This window comes from Lentzea rhizosphaerae, assembly GCF_042649515.1.
GTDB classification, from domain to species: Bacteria; Actinomycetota; Actinomycetes; order Mycobacteriales; family Pseudonocardiaceae; genus Lentzea; species Lentzea aerocolonigenes.
Map to the genome: position 1 here is coordinate 781,598 of NZ_JBHRZI010000011.1, position 16,071 is coordinate 797,668.

16 protein-coding genes are annotated in these 16,071 nt (G+C 69.2%); 12 read left to right on the plus strand and 4 right to left on the minus strand.

Annotated features, from left to right (window positions below):
* Positions 1–46 precede the first annotated feature (46 nt).
* From fusA to rpsL, 3 genes are all read right to left on the minus strand, one after another.
* Positions 47–2,149, minus strand: coding sequence for an elongation factor G (fusA, locus tag ACFOWZ_RS11230; protein ID WP_030473469.1), 2,103 nt, complete (start codon positions 2,147–2,149; stop codon positions 47–49).
* A 78-nt stretch (positions 2,150–2,227) separates the two neighbouring features.
* The gene (gene rpsG, locus ACFOWZ_RS11235; RefSeq protein WP_030473470.1) at positions 2,228–2,698 is read right to left on the minus strand and encodes a 30S ribosomal protein S7; all 471 of its coding nucleotides are present in this window, start codon (positions 2,696–2,698) and stop codon (positions 2,228–2,230) included.
* Positions 2,698–3,072 (minus strand): 30S ribosomal protein S12, encoded by a 375-nt coding sequence (gene rpsL, locus ACFOWZ_RS11240; protein ID WP_030473471.1) that lies wholly within the window; start codon positions 3,070–3,072, stop codon positions 2,698–2,700. Before rpsL ends, rpsG begins: the two co-directional genes overlap by 1 nt.
* 308 nt (positions 3,073–3,380) lie before the next feature.
* Here rpsL and ACFOWZ_RS11245 point away from each other — a divergent pair, with 308 nt between their 5' ends.
* From ACFOWZ_RS11245 to ACFOWZ_RS11295, 11 genes are all read left to right on the plus strand, one after another.
* A complete protein-coding gene (locus tag ACFOWZ_RS11245; protein ID WP_382371745.1) occupies positions 3,381–3,845 on the plus strand; it encodes an LppU/SCO3897 family protein in 465 nt (154 codons plus the stop codon).
* Complete coding sequence (locus tag ACFOWZ_RS11250; RefSeq protein WP_382371747.1) at positions 3,842–4,291, plus strand: LppU/SCO3897 family protein; 450 nt, start codon at positions 3,842–3,844, stop codon at positions 4,289–4,291. The genes ACFOWZ_RS11245 and ACFOWZ_RS11250 overlap by 4 nt, the downstream gene beginning before the upstream one ends.
* A 45-nt stretch (positions 4,292–4,336) precedes the next feature.
* Complete coding sequence (locus ACFOWZ_RS11255; RefSeq protein WP_382371749.1) at positions 4,337–4,885, plus strand: YbaB/EbfC family nucleoid-associated protein; 549 nt, start codon at positions 4,337–4,339, stop codon at positions 4,883–4,885.
* Positions 4,882–5,190, plus strand: a complete 309-nt coding sequence (locus ACFOWZ_RS11260; protein WP_051784734.1) for a WXG100 family type VII secretion target — start codon at positions 4,882–4,884, stop codon at positions 5,188–5,190. Before ACFOWZ_RS11255 ends, ACFOWZ_RS11260 begins: the two co-directional genes overlap by 4 nt.
* 21 nt (positions 5,191–5,211) lie before the next feature.
* Positions 5,212–9,657 carry a WXG100-like domain-containing protein gene (locus tag ACFOWZ_RS11265; protein ID WP_382371752.1) on the plus strand — a complete coding sequence of 1,482 codons (4,446 nt, stop codon included), beginning with the start codon at positions 5,212–5,214 and terminating at the stop codon, positions 9,655–9,657.
* On the plus strand, positions 9,654–11,759 hold the full coding sequence (locus ACFOWZ_RS11270; protein ID WP_382371754.1) for a type VII secretion system-associated protein: 2,106 nt from the start codon (positions 9,654–9,656) through the stop codon (positions 11,757–11,759). Before ACFOWZ_RS11265 ends, ACFOWZ_RS11270 begins: the two co-directional genes overlap by 4 nt.
* A gap of 12 nt (positions 11,760–11,771) precedes the next feature.
* Complete coding sequence (locus ACFOWZ_RS11275) at positions 11,772–12,596, plus strand: phosphotransferase family protein (protein WP_382371756.1); 825 nt, start codon at positions 11,772–11,774, stop codon at positions 12,594–12,596.
* A gap of 39 nt (positions 12,597–12,635) precedes the next feature.
* Positions 12,636–12,944 carry a TFIIB-type zinc ribbon-containing protein gene (locus ACFOWZ_RS11280; RefSeq protein ID WP_382371758.1) on the plus strand — a complete coding sequence of 103 codons (309 nt, stop codon included), beginning with the start codon at positions 12,636–12,638 and terminating at the stop codon, positions 12,942–12,944.
* An 88-nt stretch (positions 12,945–13,032) separates the two neighbouring features.
* On the plus strand, positions 13,033–13,479 hold the full coding sequence (locus ACFOWZ_RS11285; protein ID WP_030473479.1) for a hypothetical protein: 447 nt from the start codon (positions 13,033–13,035) through the stop codon (positions 13,477–13,479).
* 221 nt (positions 13,480–13,700) lie between these two features.
* Positions 13,701–13,913 (plus strand): hypothetical protein, encoded by a 213-nt coding sequence (locus ACFOWZ_RS11290; protein WP_382371761.1) that lies wholly within the window; start codon positions 13,701–13,703, stop codon positions 13,911–13,913.
* Positions 13,914–14,017: 104 nt separating this feature from the next.
* Positions 14,018–14,284, plus strand: a complete 267-nt coding sequence (locus ACFOWZ_RS11295; RefSeq protein ID WP_382371763.1) for a DUF4287 domain-containing protein — start codon at positions 14,018–14,020, stop codon at positions 14,282–14,284.
* A 4-nt stretch (positions 14,285–14,288) separates the two neighbouring features.
* Here the strand turns inward: ACFOWZ_RS11295 and ACFOWZ_RS11300 are convergent, their stop codons facing one another.
* Positions 14,289–14,864 carry a TetR/AcrR family transcriptional regulator gene (locus ACFOWZ_RS11300; RefSeq protein WP_382371765.1) on the minus strand — a complete coding sequence of 192 codons (576 nt, stop codon included), beginning with the start codon at positions 14,862–14,864 and terminating at the stop codon, positions 14,289–14,291.
* Positions 14,865–14,948: 84 nt separating this feature from the next.
* Here ACFOWZ_RS11300 and ACFOWZ_RS11305 point away from each other — a divergent pair, with 84 nt between their 5' ends.
* The gene (locus ACFOWZ_RS11305; protein WP_382371767.1) at positions 14,949–16,049 is read left to right on the plus strand and encodes a DUF418 domain-containing protein; all 1,101 of its coding nucleotides are present in this window, start codon (positions 14,949–14,951) and stop codon (positions 16,047–16,049) included.
* Positions 16,050–16,071 lie beyond the last annotated feature (22 nt).

The window sequence follows — 16,071 nt, forward strand, 5'->3', positions numbered from 1 at the left end:
CACCCCCGGAGAGCCCGCGGTCGAACTGCGGTGCTCCGGTGGGGAGTTACTCCCCGGTCGCCTTCGCGATGATCTCCTTCGAGACGTTCGCGGGAACCTCTGCGTAGGAGTCGAACACCATCGAGTAGTTGGCACGACCCTGGGTCTTGGACCGCAGGTCACCCACGTACCCGAACATTTCCGACAGCGGAACCAGTGCCTTGACGACACGGACGCCGCTGCGCTCCTCCATGGCCTGGATCTGGCCGCGGCGGGAGTTCAGGTCGCCGATCACGTCGCCCATGTACTCCTCGGGCGTCGTGACCTCGACGGCCATCAGAGGCTCGAGGATCGCGGGAGACGCCTGACGGGCGGCTTCCTTGAGGGCCATCGAACCAGCGATCTTGAACGCCATTTCCGAGGAGTCGACCTCGTGGTAGGCGCCGTCGATCAGAGTCACCTTCACGCCGACCAGCGGGTAGCCCGCCAGCACGCCGTACTGCAGCGCGTCCTGTGCACCCGCGTCGACCGACGGGATGTACTCACGCGGGATGCGACCACCGGTGACGGCGTTCACGAACTCGTAGAGCGCGCCGTCGTCCTTCTTCTCCAGCGGCTCGACGGTGATGAGCACCTTCGCGAACTGGCCGGAACCACCGGTCTGCTTCTTGTGGGTGTAGGAGTACTTCTCCACCGCCTTGCGGATGGTCTCCCGGTACGCCACCTGAGGCTTGCCGATGTTGGCCTCGACCTTGAACTCGCGGCGCATGCGGTCCACCAGGATGTCCAGGTGGAGCTCGCCCATGCCGGCGATGATGGTCTGGCCCGTCTCCTGGTCGAGGTTGACCCGGAACGTCGGGTCCTCCTCAGCCAGCTTCTGGATCGCGGTGCCGAGCTTCTCCTGGTCCGCCTTCGTCTTGGGCTCGATGGCCACCTGGATGACGGGCTCGGGGAAGGTCATCGACTCGAGGACGATCGGGTGAGCCGGGTCGCACAGGGTCTCACCGGTCGTGGTGTCCTTCAGACCGATCACGGCGTAGATGTGGCCCGCGATGGCCTCGGTGACCGGGTTCTCCTTGTTGGCGTGCATCTGGAAGATCTTCCCGATGCGCTCCTTGCGGTCCTTGGTCGCGTTGACGACCTGGGTGCCGGAGGCGACCTTGCCCGAGTAGACCCGGATGTAGGTCAGCTTGCCGAAGAACGGGTGCACGGCGATCTTGAACGCCAGAGCCGAGAACGGCTCGTCGCTCGAGGCCTTGCGCGACACGACGGTCTCGCCGTCCTGCAGCGTGCCCTCGACCGGCGGGAGGTCCAGCGGCGACGGCAGGAAGTCGATGACCGCGTCGAGCATGGGCTGAACGCCCTTGTTCTTGAACGCGGAACCGCAGAGCACCGGGTAGGCGGTGCCCTCGGCGACGATCTTGCGAAGGCCGGCCTTGATCTCCTCGACGGAGAGGTCACCGTTCTCGAAGTACTTCTCGGTCAGCTCGTCGTCGGTCTCGGCGACGGCCTCGAGAAGCTGCTCGCGGAACTCCTGCGCACGCTCGACGAGATCCGCGGGGATCTCCTCGATCGCGTAGTCCTCGCCCTTCTGGACCTCACCACGCCACGTGAGAGCACGCATCTCGACCAGGTCGACGACGCCGATGAAGTCGCTCTCGGCACCGATCGGGATCTGGATCGGCAGCGGCTTCGCGCCGAGACGTTCCTGAATGGTGCGGATGGTGAAGTAGAAGTCCGCGCCGAGCTTGTCCATCTTGTTGACGAAGCAGATGCGCGGGACGTCGTACTTGGTGGCCTGCCGCCAGACCTGCTCGGACTGCGGCTCGACACCCTCCTTGCCGTCGAAGACGGCAACGGCGCCGTCGAGGACGCGCAGGTTGCGCTCGACCTCGACGGTGAAGTCGACGTGGCCGGGCGTGTCGATCAGGTTGATCTGGTGGTTCTTCCAGTAGCAGGTCGTCGCGGCCGACGTGATCGTGATGCCGCGCTCCTGCTCCTGCTCCATCCAGTCCATCACGGCCGCGCCGTCGTGAACCTCGCCGATCTTGTAGCTGATCCCCGTGTAGAAGAGGATCCGCTCAGTCGTCGTGGTCTTGCCCGCGTCGATGTGCGCCATGATCCCGATGTTGCGGACCTTGGCAAGATCAGTGAGCACGTCCTGTGCCACGGGTCTTTCCCCTGTCTTGAGCTTGTCAGCTCACTAGGGCCGGGAGAGCCCGGCCTGGTGTCCAGGCCGGGCGTCACATCACCAGCGGTAGTGGGCGAAGGCCTTGTTGGACTCGGCCATCTTGTGCGTGTCCTCACGGCGCTTGACGCTCGCACCGAGACCGTTGCTCGCATCGAGCAGCTCGTTCATCAGACGCTCGACCATGGTCTTCTCACGGCGCTGCCGCGAGAAGGTGATCAGCCAACGCAGCGCCAGCGTGGTGGAGCGGCCGGGCTTGACCTCGACCGGGACCTGGTAGGTCGCGCCACCGACGCGGCGGCTCTTGACCTCGAGAGCCGGCTTCACGTTGTCGAGCGCGCGCTTCAGCGTGACGACCGGGTCGGTGCCGGTCTTCTCGCGAGCACCTTCGAGCGCTTCGTAGACGATCTTCTCGGCCACGGAACGCTTGCCGTCGACCAGCACCTTGTTGATGAGCTGGGTCACGAGCGGCGAGCTGTAGACCGGGTCGGAGATCAGCGGCCGCCTGGGGGCCGGTCCCTTGCGGGGCATCAGCTCTTCTCCTTCTTCGCGCCGTAGCGGCTGCGAGCCTGCTTGCGGTTCTTGACACCCTGCGTGTCGAGAGAGCCACGGATGATCTTGTAACGAACACCCGGCAGGTCCTTCACACGACCGCCGCGCACGAGCACCATCGAGTGCTCCTGGAGGTTGTGGCCCTCACCGGGGATGTAGGCCGTGACCTCGATACCGCTGGTCAGCTTGACGCGAGCGACCTTGCGCAGTGCGGAGTTCGGCTTCTTGGGGGTGGTGGTGTAAACGCGGGTGCACACACCGCGCCGCTGCGGCGAGCCCTTGAGGGCCGCCGTCTTCTGCTTGGCCACCTTGTCCTGGCGGCCCTTGCGGACCAGCTGCTGGATCGTTGGCATTCGCCGGCTGCTTCTTCCGTCTTTTGCGGGTTCGCCTCTCGGTTCACCCTCGTGTTTCTTGATCCCTCTCTGCACCCGAGGTCGGGCGTGTCGCCCGCTCCCAAGGTCCGCAGGCAACAGCTCAACTGCCCCTGCGAGTGGAGGACACCGCTGCCTCACGGGCACGCGGAGCGGCCCGACATGGGTCGGGCACGAGTAGCAAAGATACCCGCCCACGTCTACCTGGGTCAAAACGGGGGTACCGCGCTCGTACCTGCAGTAGACATGGCGACCGGACCCCACGGTACTCGTGTGACGGAGAACGCACTTTGAAGGCCAACCTGCTGGTCTATGGCGCCATCGCCGTGGTCATCGCCGTACCGGGGTTCTTCATCGCGAAGGACCTGCTCTCGACCCCTTCGGTCGGCGACTGCGCCCGGCCGACCGGCGAGCTGGAGATGGACGAGACCGACTGCGCCTCCCCGGAGGCGACCTACCGGCTCGTCAAGGAGGAGACGAAGCGGTCGTCGTGTCCCGAGGGCGACTACTTCGTCCAGACGACCCAGCGCGCCCGCAAGACCGGTGGCAAGACGCGGCACTGCTACGTGCTCAACGTCAAGGAAGGCGACTGCCTCAAGCGCGCCAACGCGTTCCACGAACGGGTGACGTGCGGCACTGGCGGGTCGCAGCGCGTGTCCAAGGTCACCGGCGGCGTCGACCGGTCGTTGTGCGGCGACCACGAGATCCGCACGTACAGCGAACCCGCGACCACGATCTGCCTGGAGAAGTCGTGAAGACCGTTGCCACGGCCGCCGCGCTCGTCCTCACCCTGTCCGGCTGTTCCGGCTGGCACGAGCAGGCGGGCGTCGGCGAGTGCGCGAAGCAGATCGACCTCAACGACACGAGCGTCAACATGGCCGAAGTGGACTGTTCGTCCCAGGAGGCCGTGTACCGCGTGTCTTCCCGTGAGCGGCGCACGATGTGCCCGACCGGTGACTACCTCGACGAGTCGTCCGGGCGGTCGAAGCGGAACGGCAAGACCCGCTACTGCTACGTGCTCAACGTGAGCGAGGGCGACTGCCTCAAGGCGGTCAACCAGTACTTCGAACGGGTGGTGTGCGGCACCGGAACGCGCAAGGTCACGAAGGTCGTCGAGGGCAAGTCCGACCGCTCGCTGTGCGCAGGCGAGGACTCGAAGACCTACTCGCAGCCGATGAAGACGATCTGCATCACCAAGTGATCCGTTCGGCCGACAGGGTGCTCCCGCGTTCGGTACGTTGCCGCAGTGCTCGACGACGATCAGCTAGCGGCTCGTAACGCAGAGTTGCGCGGCACCCTCGACAACCTGATGCGAGAGCTGAAGGACCGCACCGACGGCCTGCGCGACGCCCAGGCGGCGATCGCGGCGATGTCCGGGGTCGCGTCCTCACCCGACGGCAACGTCGTGGTGACCGTCGACTCCACCGGTGTGCTGGACAAGCTGGAGCTCGGCCCGCGCGCGTTCGAGCGGGTCACGCCCGAGCAGCTGGCGCAGACGATCACCCAGGTGACCCGTCGCGCGGCCGCGAACGTGCGCGAGCAGGTGACCGCGCAGATGGCCCCGCTGACCTCGGAAGAGGGCATGGTCGACCTGCCGGACATCGTGCCGGGAGCACCGTCGTTGAAGGACATCTTCAAGGTGGAGCAGCGCGACGAACCGGCGCCACCGTCCGATGAGGACTTCGGCTCCTCCGTGCTGCGCAAGGAAGCCCGGCCCGTCCAGCGTGCGGCCTCCGAGCCGGACGACGACGACTTCGGCGGCAACTCGATCATGGGCCGGAGGGACAGCTGGTGACCGGGCAGACCTGGATGGAAGCCGCCGGCGTGCGCTCGGCGGCGGCCAAGATGGTGAGCACCGGCGAGGACATGGCGACCGGCGCGGCCACGCTCGCCCGCGGCCTCGACGCCGAAGGCCAGTGCTGGGGCAACGACGAGGCGGGCCAGAAGTTCGCCACCGACTACGTCCCCGCGGCCGACGGCGTCCGCAAGGTGATGGCCGAGGTCGCGAAGACCTTGCAGGACATCGGGAAGAACCTGGAAGAGTCCGCGAACCTGATGGAACAGCAGGACAATTTCAACGCACGCGGCATCAGCGGTTAGCAGTCTGGGGGGATTGCCGCCATGGGCATCGAGATGCCCGCCGAGGTCCGCTGGCTCATCCCGATCGTGGTGGGTGACAGCTGGCCGGAAGGCGACGAAACGGCGCTGCAGCGACTCGGCGACGTCTGGAAACAGGCGGCGACCGACGTCGACGAGGCCATGCGCCAGGCGGAGGACGCCGTCAAGCAGGCAACGTCCCACATGGACGGTGAGGCCGCGGAGGCGTTCAAGAAGTACTGGGAGAAGTTCGTCAAGGGCGAGGAAGCCACCCTGCCCAAGATGAAGGACGTCTCCGAGAAGCTCGCGACGGCCTGCCGCAACTGCGCGATGCAGATCGAGTACGCCAAGCTCTCGATCATCATCGCCCTGGTCCTGTTGGCCATCCAGATCGCGGTGATGCTCGCCTCGGCCGTGGTCTCGTTCGGCGCCTCGACCGCGGGCATCGTGCCGGCCCAGCTGGCGACCAGAGCCGGCGTGCAGATCGTCTTCCGCCAGCTCGTGCAGCGCCTGATGCAACAGGTGGGCCGCAACCTCATCGGCAAGCTGGCCCTCCAGGTGGGCATCGAGGTGGCCACCTCGGTCGCCACCGACCTGGCCGTCCAGGGCATCCAGCTGGCCAAGGGCACCCGCGACACCCTCGACACCTCGCTCACGCTGGACGCGGCCAAGTCCGGCCTGATCTCCGGCGTGGTCGGCGCGGGCGTGGGCGCCGGCACGGGCAAGACGCTCGGCGACGGCCTGGGCGACTCACTCGGCCGCTCCATCGGCCGCAACGCCGCCGAGGAGGCCATCACCGGCGCCGGCTCGGCCCTGGCGGAAGGCGCGCTGAGCGAGGAGGGCATCAAGGCCTCCGACGTGCTGTTCGGCGCCACCTCGGGCGCCGTCAGCGGCAGCGTCTCGGGCGCGAAGTCGGGCATCGAGGGCCTGAACGCGGACATCGACGTCCCCACCGCAGGCGACATGCCCTCGGCAGGCGACGCTCCACCGCGTGCGGACGCGCCCCGCGCCGACGTTCCTCGTGCGGACGTTCCTCGTGCGGATGCGCCTGGGTCGACGTCCACTCCGGACGCCGAGGCCCCACCGCGCCGCTCCTCCGACGCGACGAACATGTCGTACGCGGCCCCGCCCGTGGAGCAGCCGCAGCACCGCGGCGGTACGGACACGACGCCTGCTGCGTCGGCACCGCCGCCTCCTTCCCAGCAGCCGCAGGGCTTCCAGGCTTCGCAGCAGTCCGCTCCTGCGGCGGGGAATGCGCCAGCCGCGCCTGCCGCTGGGAATGCTCCGGCTGCGCCGCGCTCCACGCCGGGCATGTCGGGTGGAGGGTTCTCCCCCAGCGGTGGCGCTTCGCCGATGGGGGGCGGGCATGCGTCGAGCAGCGCGCCGTCATCGGGTGGCGGCGGCCACTCGCCTGCGGGCGGCTCCGCGCCGACGAGCGGCAGCCACTCCCAGGCGGGTGGACCCACGCCGGCGGCTGGCGGTCACGCACCAGCGGCAGGAACCAACCCGACGGCCGGCGGTCACTCGCCGAGCAGCGGCGGTCCCTCACCGAGCGGCCCAGCCCCGACGTCCACCGCGCACCCGCCGAACACCGGCGTCCCCGGTCCCGCTGTCCACTCGTCCGGTCCCAACGGGCCGACGCCGTCGGGCAGCCCGACCCCGCACGGCGCAAGCCACCCGTCCGGTAGCGGCGGTCCCGTACCGAGCGGCCCGCCCGCCTCGGCGAGCCACCCGCACGGTGGCCCATCACCCATGGCGGGCAACCACTCCCCGATCTCGCCCGCGGGCGGTCATGCGCCGAGCCCGAACGGACCGGCCAACCTCGCCCCGGCAGGCTTCACACCTCCCGGCGGCACGAACCACGGTCCTTCCCCGACCGGCCTGGGCCCGGCCGGACCGCAGCAGCACAGGTCTCCTGCGGGCGACGCCATCCACCAGGCGGCGACGTCCACGCCGGTTCCTCCCGCGCCCTTCACCGCGCCGCCCGGCCGCCACAGCGAGGCCCCTGCCTCGTCGCAGTCCTCGCCTCTCGGCCAGGGCCCGGCGCCGCAGGGCGTGCCGCAGCAGCAGCCGCGCCCACACAACCAGCGCCCTCAACAGCCCGGACCACACCCGCGCAGCGCTCCCCCGCAGCGGCCCCTGCACGGCCAACCGCCAGCGCACACCTCCGCGCCGCCGCACACCCGAGCTCCGCAACACGCGCAGCCGCAACACGCGCAACCCCGCCAGCAAATCCAAACGCCCCAGCACACCCAAGCGCCCCAACCCGCCCCGCAACAGCACCAGGCACCACAGCCCCAACGGCATCCCGTGGCGCAGCAGGTTCCGCCCAGCCACGGCCCGACACCTCAGCACCGGCCCGTCGACACCTCCCAGCCGCACGAACGGCAGGCCCGCAGCCACGCCGAGGACCTCGCGCGGCAGAAGACCCCGGTCACCCTGCCGGACCACCTCAAGCACCTGCAGGACCACGCGGCGCACACCAAGGCCGGGCTGTCGTTGCACGAGCGCGCCGGCTCGGGCTGGAACCGCATGGACGGTGCGGTGTACTCCGCGACCACCGTCGCGCCCGACCCGCACCGCTACACCGTCGACGTGCACGGGTCGGCCGACAACGTGCGGGTGGGCGACACCAAGCTCACGCCCAAGGACCTCGCCGACATCATCCGGTCCAGCGGCGACTGGGACGGCAAGCAGCCGATTCGGCTGTTGTCCTGTCAGACCGGGACCAAGGCGGACGGATTTGCCGCGAAGCTGAGCCAGGAGCTCGGCGTCGAGGTCGTGGCGCCCACGAAGGACGCGTGGGTCGACGACATGGGCAACGTGTTCGCCAGCTCGACGCACTACGACCACAAGCGCGGTGGCGAGTCGCCCGGCTGGCCGCCCAACGGTGACTGGGCCACGTTCAAGCCGGACGGCACCAACTCCAAGCACGAGCGCTCCACCGCGCCGGGCACCACGCCGACCTGGGGCGACAACGTCCCGGAGCAGGGCGTGCGCGCGCACCGGCGTGGCGAGCCGATGGTGTGGGTTCACGACAGGTTCGGCAACGCGATGCTCGTGCCCGCGAGCCACGTCGCGCCGCCGCACCAGGTCAGGCAGCCACCGCCACCTCCGCCGCCGCAGCACTGGGGTCCGCCGCCGAACCGCGGCCAGCGGCCACCGCTGCCACCACCGCCGAACCAGGGCCACCGCCCGGTCGGACCGCCGCCGAACCAGGGGCACCGCCCGGTCGGGCCGCCACGCGGTCCCGTGCCGCCGCGCTTCCCGCAGCAGGGCCAGCCGCGTTTCCCGCAGCCCTCTGCGCACCAGCAGCGTCCTCCGCTGCCGCCCCAACAACAGCCGAACCCCGGACAGCAGCGGCCGAACTGGCAGCCGCCCGCACCGGGGCGTGACTGGCGACCGGTGAAGCCGCTCGACGCGTCCGAGGTGCAGTGGCACCGGCCGGGCGACGAGCGTCAGGCCGTGCCGAGCACGCGACCGGACGTGGTGCCGCCGCCGGCTCAGCCCGTCCAGCACGCGCCTGCGCCCGAACGCCACCCCGCACCGGAACCGGAGCGCCAGCCCGCCCCCGACCAGCGACCGGAGTCCGCACGGGTTCCCGAGGAGAAGCCAGCCCACAACCCGGAGCCGGTTCACGACACCGAACCGGTCCGAGACACCGAGCCAGCTCAGGACGCCGAGCCGGTCCACGCCCCAGAGCCAACCCCCGCCCCAGAACCCACCCCCGACCCCGCACCCAAACCCCAACTCCCCCCGTCGAAGTACACCGCGGAAGAGGACCGGAACGGCATCGCCTCGCGCCTCGAAGGCTGCGAACCGCCGCCCGACATCCGCCGCGAATGGGCCCAGAAGGCACACGACCTGCGCGAGGACGCGATCGCCAAGGGCGCCACCGACTACGACGACCCGCACTCCGACGAGGCACGCGCCCACGGAGCGCAGGCCGCACCGGAAGGCGCCGCCCTGCACTTCGAGGACATCAGCGACGAGGCCGCCTGGCGGATCAGCAACGAGGAGCTCTACCGGTTCGACAACCGGGACCCCGCCGTGGTCTTCGGCGAGGGCTTCCACGTCAGCGAGCACAAGCAGGGCGGCACGACGCGCCAGCAGGTCACGTCCAACTCCGGCCGCATGGTGTCGGTGACCCGCGACTCGACCTGGTACACGAGCAAGCAGTTCGGCGGCGACATGCCGCCCCAGATCGGCGACGTCGCGTACAACTACGTCATCGACGCTCCCGGTGGACTCGACGTGCTCGCCACGCTGGAACGAGAAGGCCACAAGGACCTGTTGATGTCCGTCGACCAGGAGGCCGAGATCGGCTTCCTCGGCGGCATCGACCGGCGCTACATCAAGGAAGCAGTCGAGGTGAAGTGGAACGGCACGGAGTGGGTCCCGACGAAACGGGCCTTCACCAACCCGCACTACGAGCCGCACACCACTGATGCACTGAGGACCACGTCATGACGCAGCCCGGCAAGCCAGAGATCACCGCCGAGATGCGGGCAGCGGCCAAGCAGCAGGCCGGTGGCTGGCTCTACGCGATCGACCCGATGCTCGACCCCGACGGCGTGGTGCCCCCGTACGCGATCAGGGGCGCCTTCGCGGTCGACGATCGCGGCGAGATCGGGGACTTCAGCCCGAACGCCAACTACCGGCCGAGCCCGCGCGCGCTCGAGCTCTCCCCTCCGGAGAACGCTCTGGAGCAGGCGATCGAACTGGCCGCCACCGGGTACGGCCCCGAAGGCGATGTGGTGCTCGCGTTGCTGGAGGCGGAGGTCTTCCTCGTCGACCGCGAGGAGCACCCCGGCCAGTTCGCCGTCGCGAAGGAAGGCGACGACGAGGTCCTGCACGTCTTCACCTCCGAGGCTCGGCTGCCCGGCAACTGGTCGCGCTGGCAACGGGCGCGCGGCCGGGACCTCGGTGCGCTCGACGGCGTGCTGCTCCGGCTCAACCCCGGCGTTCCGGCCGTGGCCTCGGTGACCGTGCCGACAGCCGACCTCGCCGCCTTGGTGCCCGGCCCCGCGCCCACGTCGGAGTCCGAGCTCGGCATGCGCCAGTTCCTGGTGTGGAACAACAAGCTGTTCCCCAGCACGTTCACGCGGCTCGACCACCGGATCGCACGGCACGTGCTCTTCGACGACGGGTCCGGCACCCCGGAACCACTGGGGCTGAGCCTGGTCGAGTCGGCGTTCCTGAGCGTCGCGGTGGCGCACGGCACCGACGGTTCACTGCACGAGGTGCAGGGCGTCGGTGACGACGAGCTCTCGGTGGCACGGCTGCGGACCGGCAAGCCGAAGGAGGCCGTCACCAGGCCGCGCACGGAGTTCGAACGGCTCGCGCAGATGCGTCACGACGACCTGCCGACGCTCGACGTGGTCGACACGTCGCCGCCGTACCTGGTGCTGCCGGAGTCGAAGCAGGCCCCCGCCCAGACGGACGCGCTGGTGGACGCGATCACGGCGCTGCTCACCCGGCACTGCCCTGAGGGCTGGCAGACGATCGTCGTGGAGTGCCACGCGCTCGGTCCGTGGCAGGAGCTCACGACGTTCCTGCGCACGGCAGACGGCGAGGAGCGCCACTGGCTGCCACCGCTGATGGTCGGGCAGTGGTTCCACCGCCTGCGCACGGCCACCTACGTCTACCCGCACGGTGCCTGGACCACGGCGCGCTACGAGGTCAGCAGGGGCGAGCGGCCGACGCTGGCGTTCGACCGGCGCGCCGAACCGCGCTGGGCCGCGTACTACGACCGCGGCCCCATGGACCTCGCGGACCAGTTGCTGCGCACCGAGTTCCTGTACTTCCCGCGCATGCCGCAGACCACCCCGGACTGGATGGCCTCCGCCCTCAGCACGCTGAGCCTGGCCGGACCGCCGAAGTCGGTGTTCGCCGAGTCGCCCGCACCGGGCAACCGCGAAACCAACCTCGTGCGGATGTTCGACGGCATGGACGAGAACGAGACCCCGGTCCTGTTCCGCTCACCTGTCATCGCCGGCGAGAAGAAGGCGTTGCTGGACTACCTGACCAACGCCACGGTGGTGCTGGCGTCGCGCAGTCTCGTGCGCGACTGGCTGGACCCGGAACGTCCGCAGGAAGTGCCGATGGCCTACCACACCGACGGCCGTTGGGTCTGGGCCAGCTCGGTGGCGTACTACCTCGAGCGGTACGACATCGCGCCGGACCAGGCGTTCCTCGCGCACGTCCGCGAACGGGGATACCAACTGCCACAACGGTTGTCCTCGCCCGTGCGCGCACGGGCACTGGCCGTCGCGACGGACGCGCCGGAGCTCGAACCCGCTCTCGCCGGCGAGTTCGACACGGCCGCGCAGGCCGTGCACGGCATCGCCGAGTTCCTGGGCCTCGACCAACGCAGCTACTCGGTCGGCGCGACCGTCGAGAACGCCCTGTGCCTCGTGCGCGCGGAGGACAGCTACGTCGTGTTCTGGTTGCACGACGGCGAAAAGCGGTTCTACGCGGAGTTCGACTCCCCCGGCGACGCCGCGACCTACCTGATCGGCTTCATGTACAGCTACACCGACGCACTGCGCCAGCCGCCCACGCCTCAGTGATTCACTGTGCGCGTGGACGACCTGATCGCGGCGATGGCCTCGTTGACCGGCTCCTCCGCCGACCCCGAGGTGCTCGGCGGCGACCGCGGTGACGTCGTGGTGGTGCGCGTCGGCGACGTGGTGGCCAAGGCGCACCCGGCGAACGTCGACGTGCCCGCGTTGCGGCAGCGGGTGGAGATCGCGGCGGCGCATCCGGAGCTGTTGCTGCCGCCGCTGAAGCCGCTGCAGTTCGTGGACGACCGGCCGGTGACGGTGTGGCCGTACGGGACGCCAGTGAGCCAGGCGGATCCCGACGCGGCACCGTGGGAGGAGAGCGCGGCCCTGCTGGCGCGCCTGCACGCGTTGCCCGTGCAAGGTCCGGTGGCGGGAGCTCCCGAACGGATCGTGCGCGCCATCGAGGCCCTGCCACCCGATCTGCCGTACGCCGATGTCGTCTTGGAGGCCTTCCAAACGCTGCCGCCGCTGGACTTGCCGGGGCGGGCGCTGATCCACGGCGACTGGCACCTCGGTCAGCTGGTCCACCGGGGCGCGTGGCGACTCATCGACGTGGACGATCTGGGGGTCGGCGATCCGGTGTGGGACCTGGCCCGACCTGCGGCGTTGTTCGCGGCGGGCATCCTTCCCGGCGATCTCTGGGCGAGGTTCCTGAACACCTACCGTGAAACGGGAGGTGTGGCGCTGCCGACATCGGAATGGGAGGCGCTCAACATCCCGGCTCAGGCGTACGTTGTGCAAATGGCAGCGCGGGCACTAGTGACCGGTCTGCAAGCAGTGGAACCGCTGGTCGATGCATGTCGTCGGATCATCGCGACGCACGGCAACGGCGACCGCGGCTAATATCGTTTTTGTCCGGTCCCACCCAGGAGGCTCACCACGATGCAGTGTCCCAAGTGTCATGCGAACATGCGCACGTTCGACCGCATGGGCGTTCACATCGAGCAGTGCGACGGCTGCCGCGGCGTCTTCCTCGACTACGGCGAGCTCGAGTCCATCACCCGCCTCGAGGCCCAGATGCACACGCCGCCGCCCGCGGCCCCGGCCCCGCCGCCCGCCGCCTACCCGCAGCCGGCCCAGCCTGGTTGGGGTGCCGCGCCGCAGCAGATCCACCACCACCACGGCGGCTACGGCCACGCCTACGGCCACCGCAAGCACCGCGGTATGGCAGGTCTCTTCTTCTCCTCGTGAGCGTGCACGGCCCCGGATCCCTGCTCCGGGGCCGTTGACGACTACCGAATTTCAGGGTGATAATCGGTAGTCAACGGGAGGAGTAGCCATGTCTGTCGCGACCGAGGCCGCCCACATCCGGGACCTCTTCGAAACGATCGAAGAGATCGAGTCCGTGGCGTCGTCCCTGTCAGAAGACGACGAACGCCGCCGCAAGCTCGACGGCGTAGTAGCCCGCACCCTCCGCCAAGCCCCACCGGTCCGCCCGGTGGTAGCAGGCGAACTCCTCGACCTCACCGAGAAAACAGTGAAGGCCTGGGCCCGAGAAGGCGTACTGGCCATCCACAGCCAAGAACCGCGCATGCTCCTCGACACCGTGCGCCTCCACGAGGTCCTGCATCTCGTCTCCGACCTGCGCCGCGCAGGCAAAACCCGCGGCCTGATCGACGAAGTCCACCGCCGCCTCAGCGACCAGTCCCTCCTCGACAGGTCCGACCTCGCAACCTCCCTCGACGAGATGCGCAGCGGCAAAGGACGCGTGGTCCGCTCAGTTTGATCCAGGTAGTAGAAACCCACACCGCCAACGCCCAGGCCAACGGCCTCCGCGGCCGAGCCCGCGTGGCCTACGAACGCTTCCTCGACGAACTGGCCCACTCAGGCTGCGCAGCCCTGGGCTACCGCGTAACGGGCCCAGAACCACTCCCACGCCTGTGCGTGAAACACCTCCGAGGCGCCGATCGAGTAGTGGTCGCCTTCCCATCACCAGAAGTCGTGTGGGTGCTCCTCGTAGGCCCGCACGACGACGACCCGGGCCTCGACCTCTACGAGGCCCTGTACGAAATGGCCGGCGTCCGTCCCCAGCTCTCCGAGAAGCGCACCAAGCCGCGCTGCTGCACCGACGAGTCCGGCGTGCCGCCCCTGGTGGACGAGCACCTCGTCGACGACCTGGTCATCCGCGCCCGAGCCCTGGCCCGCGCCCGCCGCCGCTGACAACACGCCTCGTCGAGCCCCGTCAGACCTCACCGACAAATTTTCTTGTCAAGACAGGGATGGTTGTCCTAGGCTCTGATCAACCAGAGCGAACGGAGACCACGATGTCCTTCCAGGCCTACCTCGACGGCGCGGAGAAGAAGACCGGCAAGACCCCGGCCGAGCTGCTGGCCGCGGCCACGGCACACGGCTTCGACGTCACCACCAAGGCGAACGACTTCCTCGACTGGCTGAAGAACGACTACGACCTGGGCCGGGGCCACGGCATGCCGCTCTACCAGATCTTCAAGAACGGTCCCGAGATCGCGGCCAAGTACGACAAGTCGCCGAACCCCGCACCGGTTCGCCTGGACGGCCTGGCCAACCGCTGACCAGCTAGAGCCCCAGCGCGGGCAGCAACGCCTCGTCCACGATCGCGGCGAGCTCGTCCACGTCGGGGATGCGGCCGTTGTCGATGGACAGCTTGAAGACGAGCGCTTCGCCGATCTGGGTGGTGATCGGCGTCAGCCGCCGCGGATCGACTCGGCCACTGGCTGCGTAGTGACGCAGCACCGTGGTGGTGAAAGTGCCACCGCGGGGGTCGAACACCTTGCTGTACAACGCCTCCGCCAACTCCGGATAGCGCGCGCGTTCGGACGTGATCACCAGCACCGCACCGGCCGCCGGAGTGGCCATCCAGTCCGTGAGCAACGTCAGTGCCGCGATGAGGTCCGCCCGGAGATCGTCCGCCGCCGGCGTCGGCACCTCGACCGGATGCGCCTCACCCAGGGCATCGATCAACAGCTCGAACGGCGTTGCCCAGCGCCGGTACAGCACGGTTTTCGCGGTTGCCGCGCGGCGCGCGATGCCCTCCATGCTCAGGCCACCGAGACCGGTGTCGGCCACCTCGGCCAGCACTGCCTCGTGAATGGCGCGGACCAGTGCTTCTCCCCGTCGCCGCTCCGGCGTCACGCCACCCACCTTCCCCAACAAGAAACGATGCCGTATCTTATCAGCTCGATAAGCTACGGATGCGTATCTAATGGGGGATTGCCGATGCTCACACTCACTCGCCGGGCGCTCGCGCCCGACCTCGCGCGCGGCGTGATGCTGCTGCTCATCGCACTCGCGCACGCCCACATGTACCTGTCCGGGCACCAGACCGGCTTCCGCTCGTATGCGCTCGACGGCAGCCCGCTCGACCTGCTGGTCACCGGGGTTCAGGTGACGCTGGTCGACGGACGGGCCATGCCGATGTTCGCCGCGCTGTTCGGCTACGGGTTCGTACAGATCGCGGCCAAGCAGAGCGGCGACGCACTGCGGGTGCTGCGGCGGCGCAGCGCGTGGCTGCTGGTGTTCGGGTGCCTGCACGCCCTGTTGTTGTTCTTCGGCGACATCCTGGGCGCGTACGGGCTGCTCGGGCTGGCGCTCGCGGGGGTGGTGCGGTGGCGGGACCGGTCGCTGCTGGTGTTTGCGGGGCTGTGGCTGGTCGTGCACGGCGTGGTGATCACGTTGGGCGGTCTGCGGATCGCGGAGTTCGGCGGCGCGTCGGGGATGACAGCCGCCGCGGACCCTGTGAGCGCGTTGGTCGACCGGATCGCGCTGTGGAGTGCGTTGACGCCGTTCTTCGTCATCGAGCTCGTCGTGCCGTTCGTTCTCGGTGTGTGGGCGGCACGGAGGCGACTGCTGGTCGAGCCGCACGAGCACCGGAAAACGTTGCGTGCCGTCGCGTTCGGCGGCATCAGCGTCGCCGTTCTCGGCGGGCTGCCGCTGGCGCTGGTCGACACCGGTCTCTGGGAGGGCGCGCCGGAGGTGGCCCTCTACGTGCTGCACGGCCTCAGCGGGGTGGTCGGCGGTCTCGGCTACGCGGCGCTGATGGGACTCGTCGCGGCTCGCACCACGACGCCGGGGCCGGTGCTGACCGCACTCGCCGCCTGCGGGCAGCGGTCGATGACCTGCTACCTGTTGCAGTCAGTGGTGTTCGTGACCGTGTTCGTACCGTACGCCGGAGGGCTCGGCACCGAAGTGGGCACCGCGGCGGTGTCCGGCATCGCCGTGCTCACCTGGCTGGCCACCGTCGTGTTCGCAGAAGCGTTGCGGCGCAACAACGTTCAAGGGCCGGCGGAGACGCTGCTGCGCAAGCTCACCTACCGGTGAGGACGGGAACGGCCCCCGGAGC

What these genes read in the sequence shown, in the direction of transcription:
- ACFOWZ_RS11285 (WP_030473479.1), top strand. Translation starts at nt 13,033, where the DNA reads ATGTCTGTCGCGACCGAGGCCGCCCACATCCGGGACCTCTTCGAAACG.
- ACFOWZ_RS11305 (WP_382371767.1), top strand. Translation starts at nt 14,949, where the DNA reads ATGCTCACACTCACTCGCCGGGCGCTCGCGCCCGACCTCGCGCGCGGC.
- ACFOWZ_RS11280 (WP_382371758.1), top strand. Translation starts at nt 12,636, where the DNA reads ATGCAGTGTCCCAAGTGTCATGCGAACATGCGCACGTTCGACCGCATG.
- ACFOWZ_RS11295 (WP_382371763.1), top strand. Translation starts at nt 14,018, where the DNA reads ATGTCCTTCCAGGCCTACCTCGACGGCGCGGAGAAGAAGACCGGCAAG.
- rpsG (WP_030473470.1), bottom strand. Translation starts at nt 2,698, where the DNA reads ATGCCCCGCAAGGGACCGGCCCCCAGGCGGCCGCTGATCTCCGACCCG.
- ACFOWZ_RS11265 (WP_382371752.1), top strand. Translation starts at nt 5,212, where the DNA reads ATGGGCATCGAGATGCCCGCCGAGGTCCGCTGGCTCATCCCGATCGTG.
- rpsL (WP_030473471.1), bottom strand. Translation starts at nt 3,072, where the DNA reads ATGCCAACGATCCAGCAGCTGGTCCGCAAGGGCCGCCAGGACAAGGTG.
- ACFOWZ_RS11270 (WP_382371754.1), top strand. Translation starts at nt 9,654, where the DNA reads ATGACGCAGCCCGGCAAGCCAGAGATCACCGCCGAGATGCGGGCAGCG.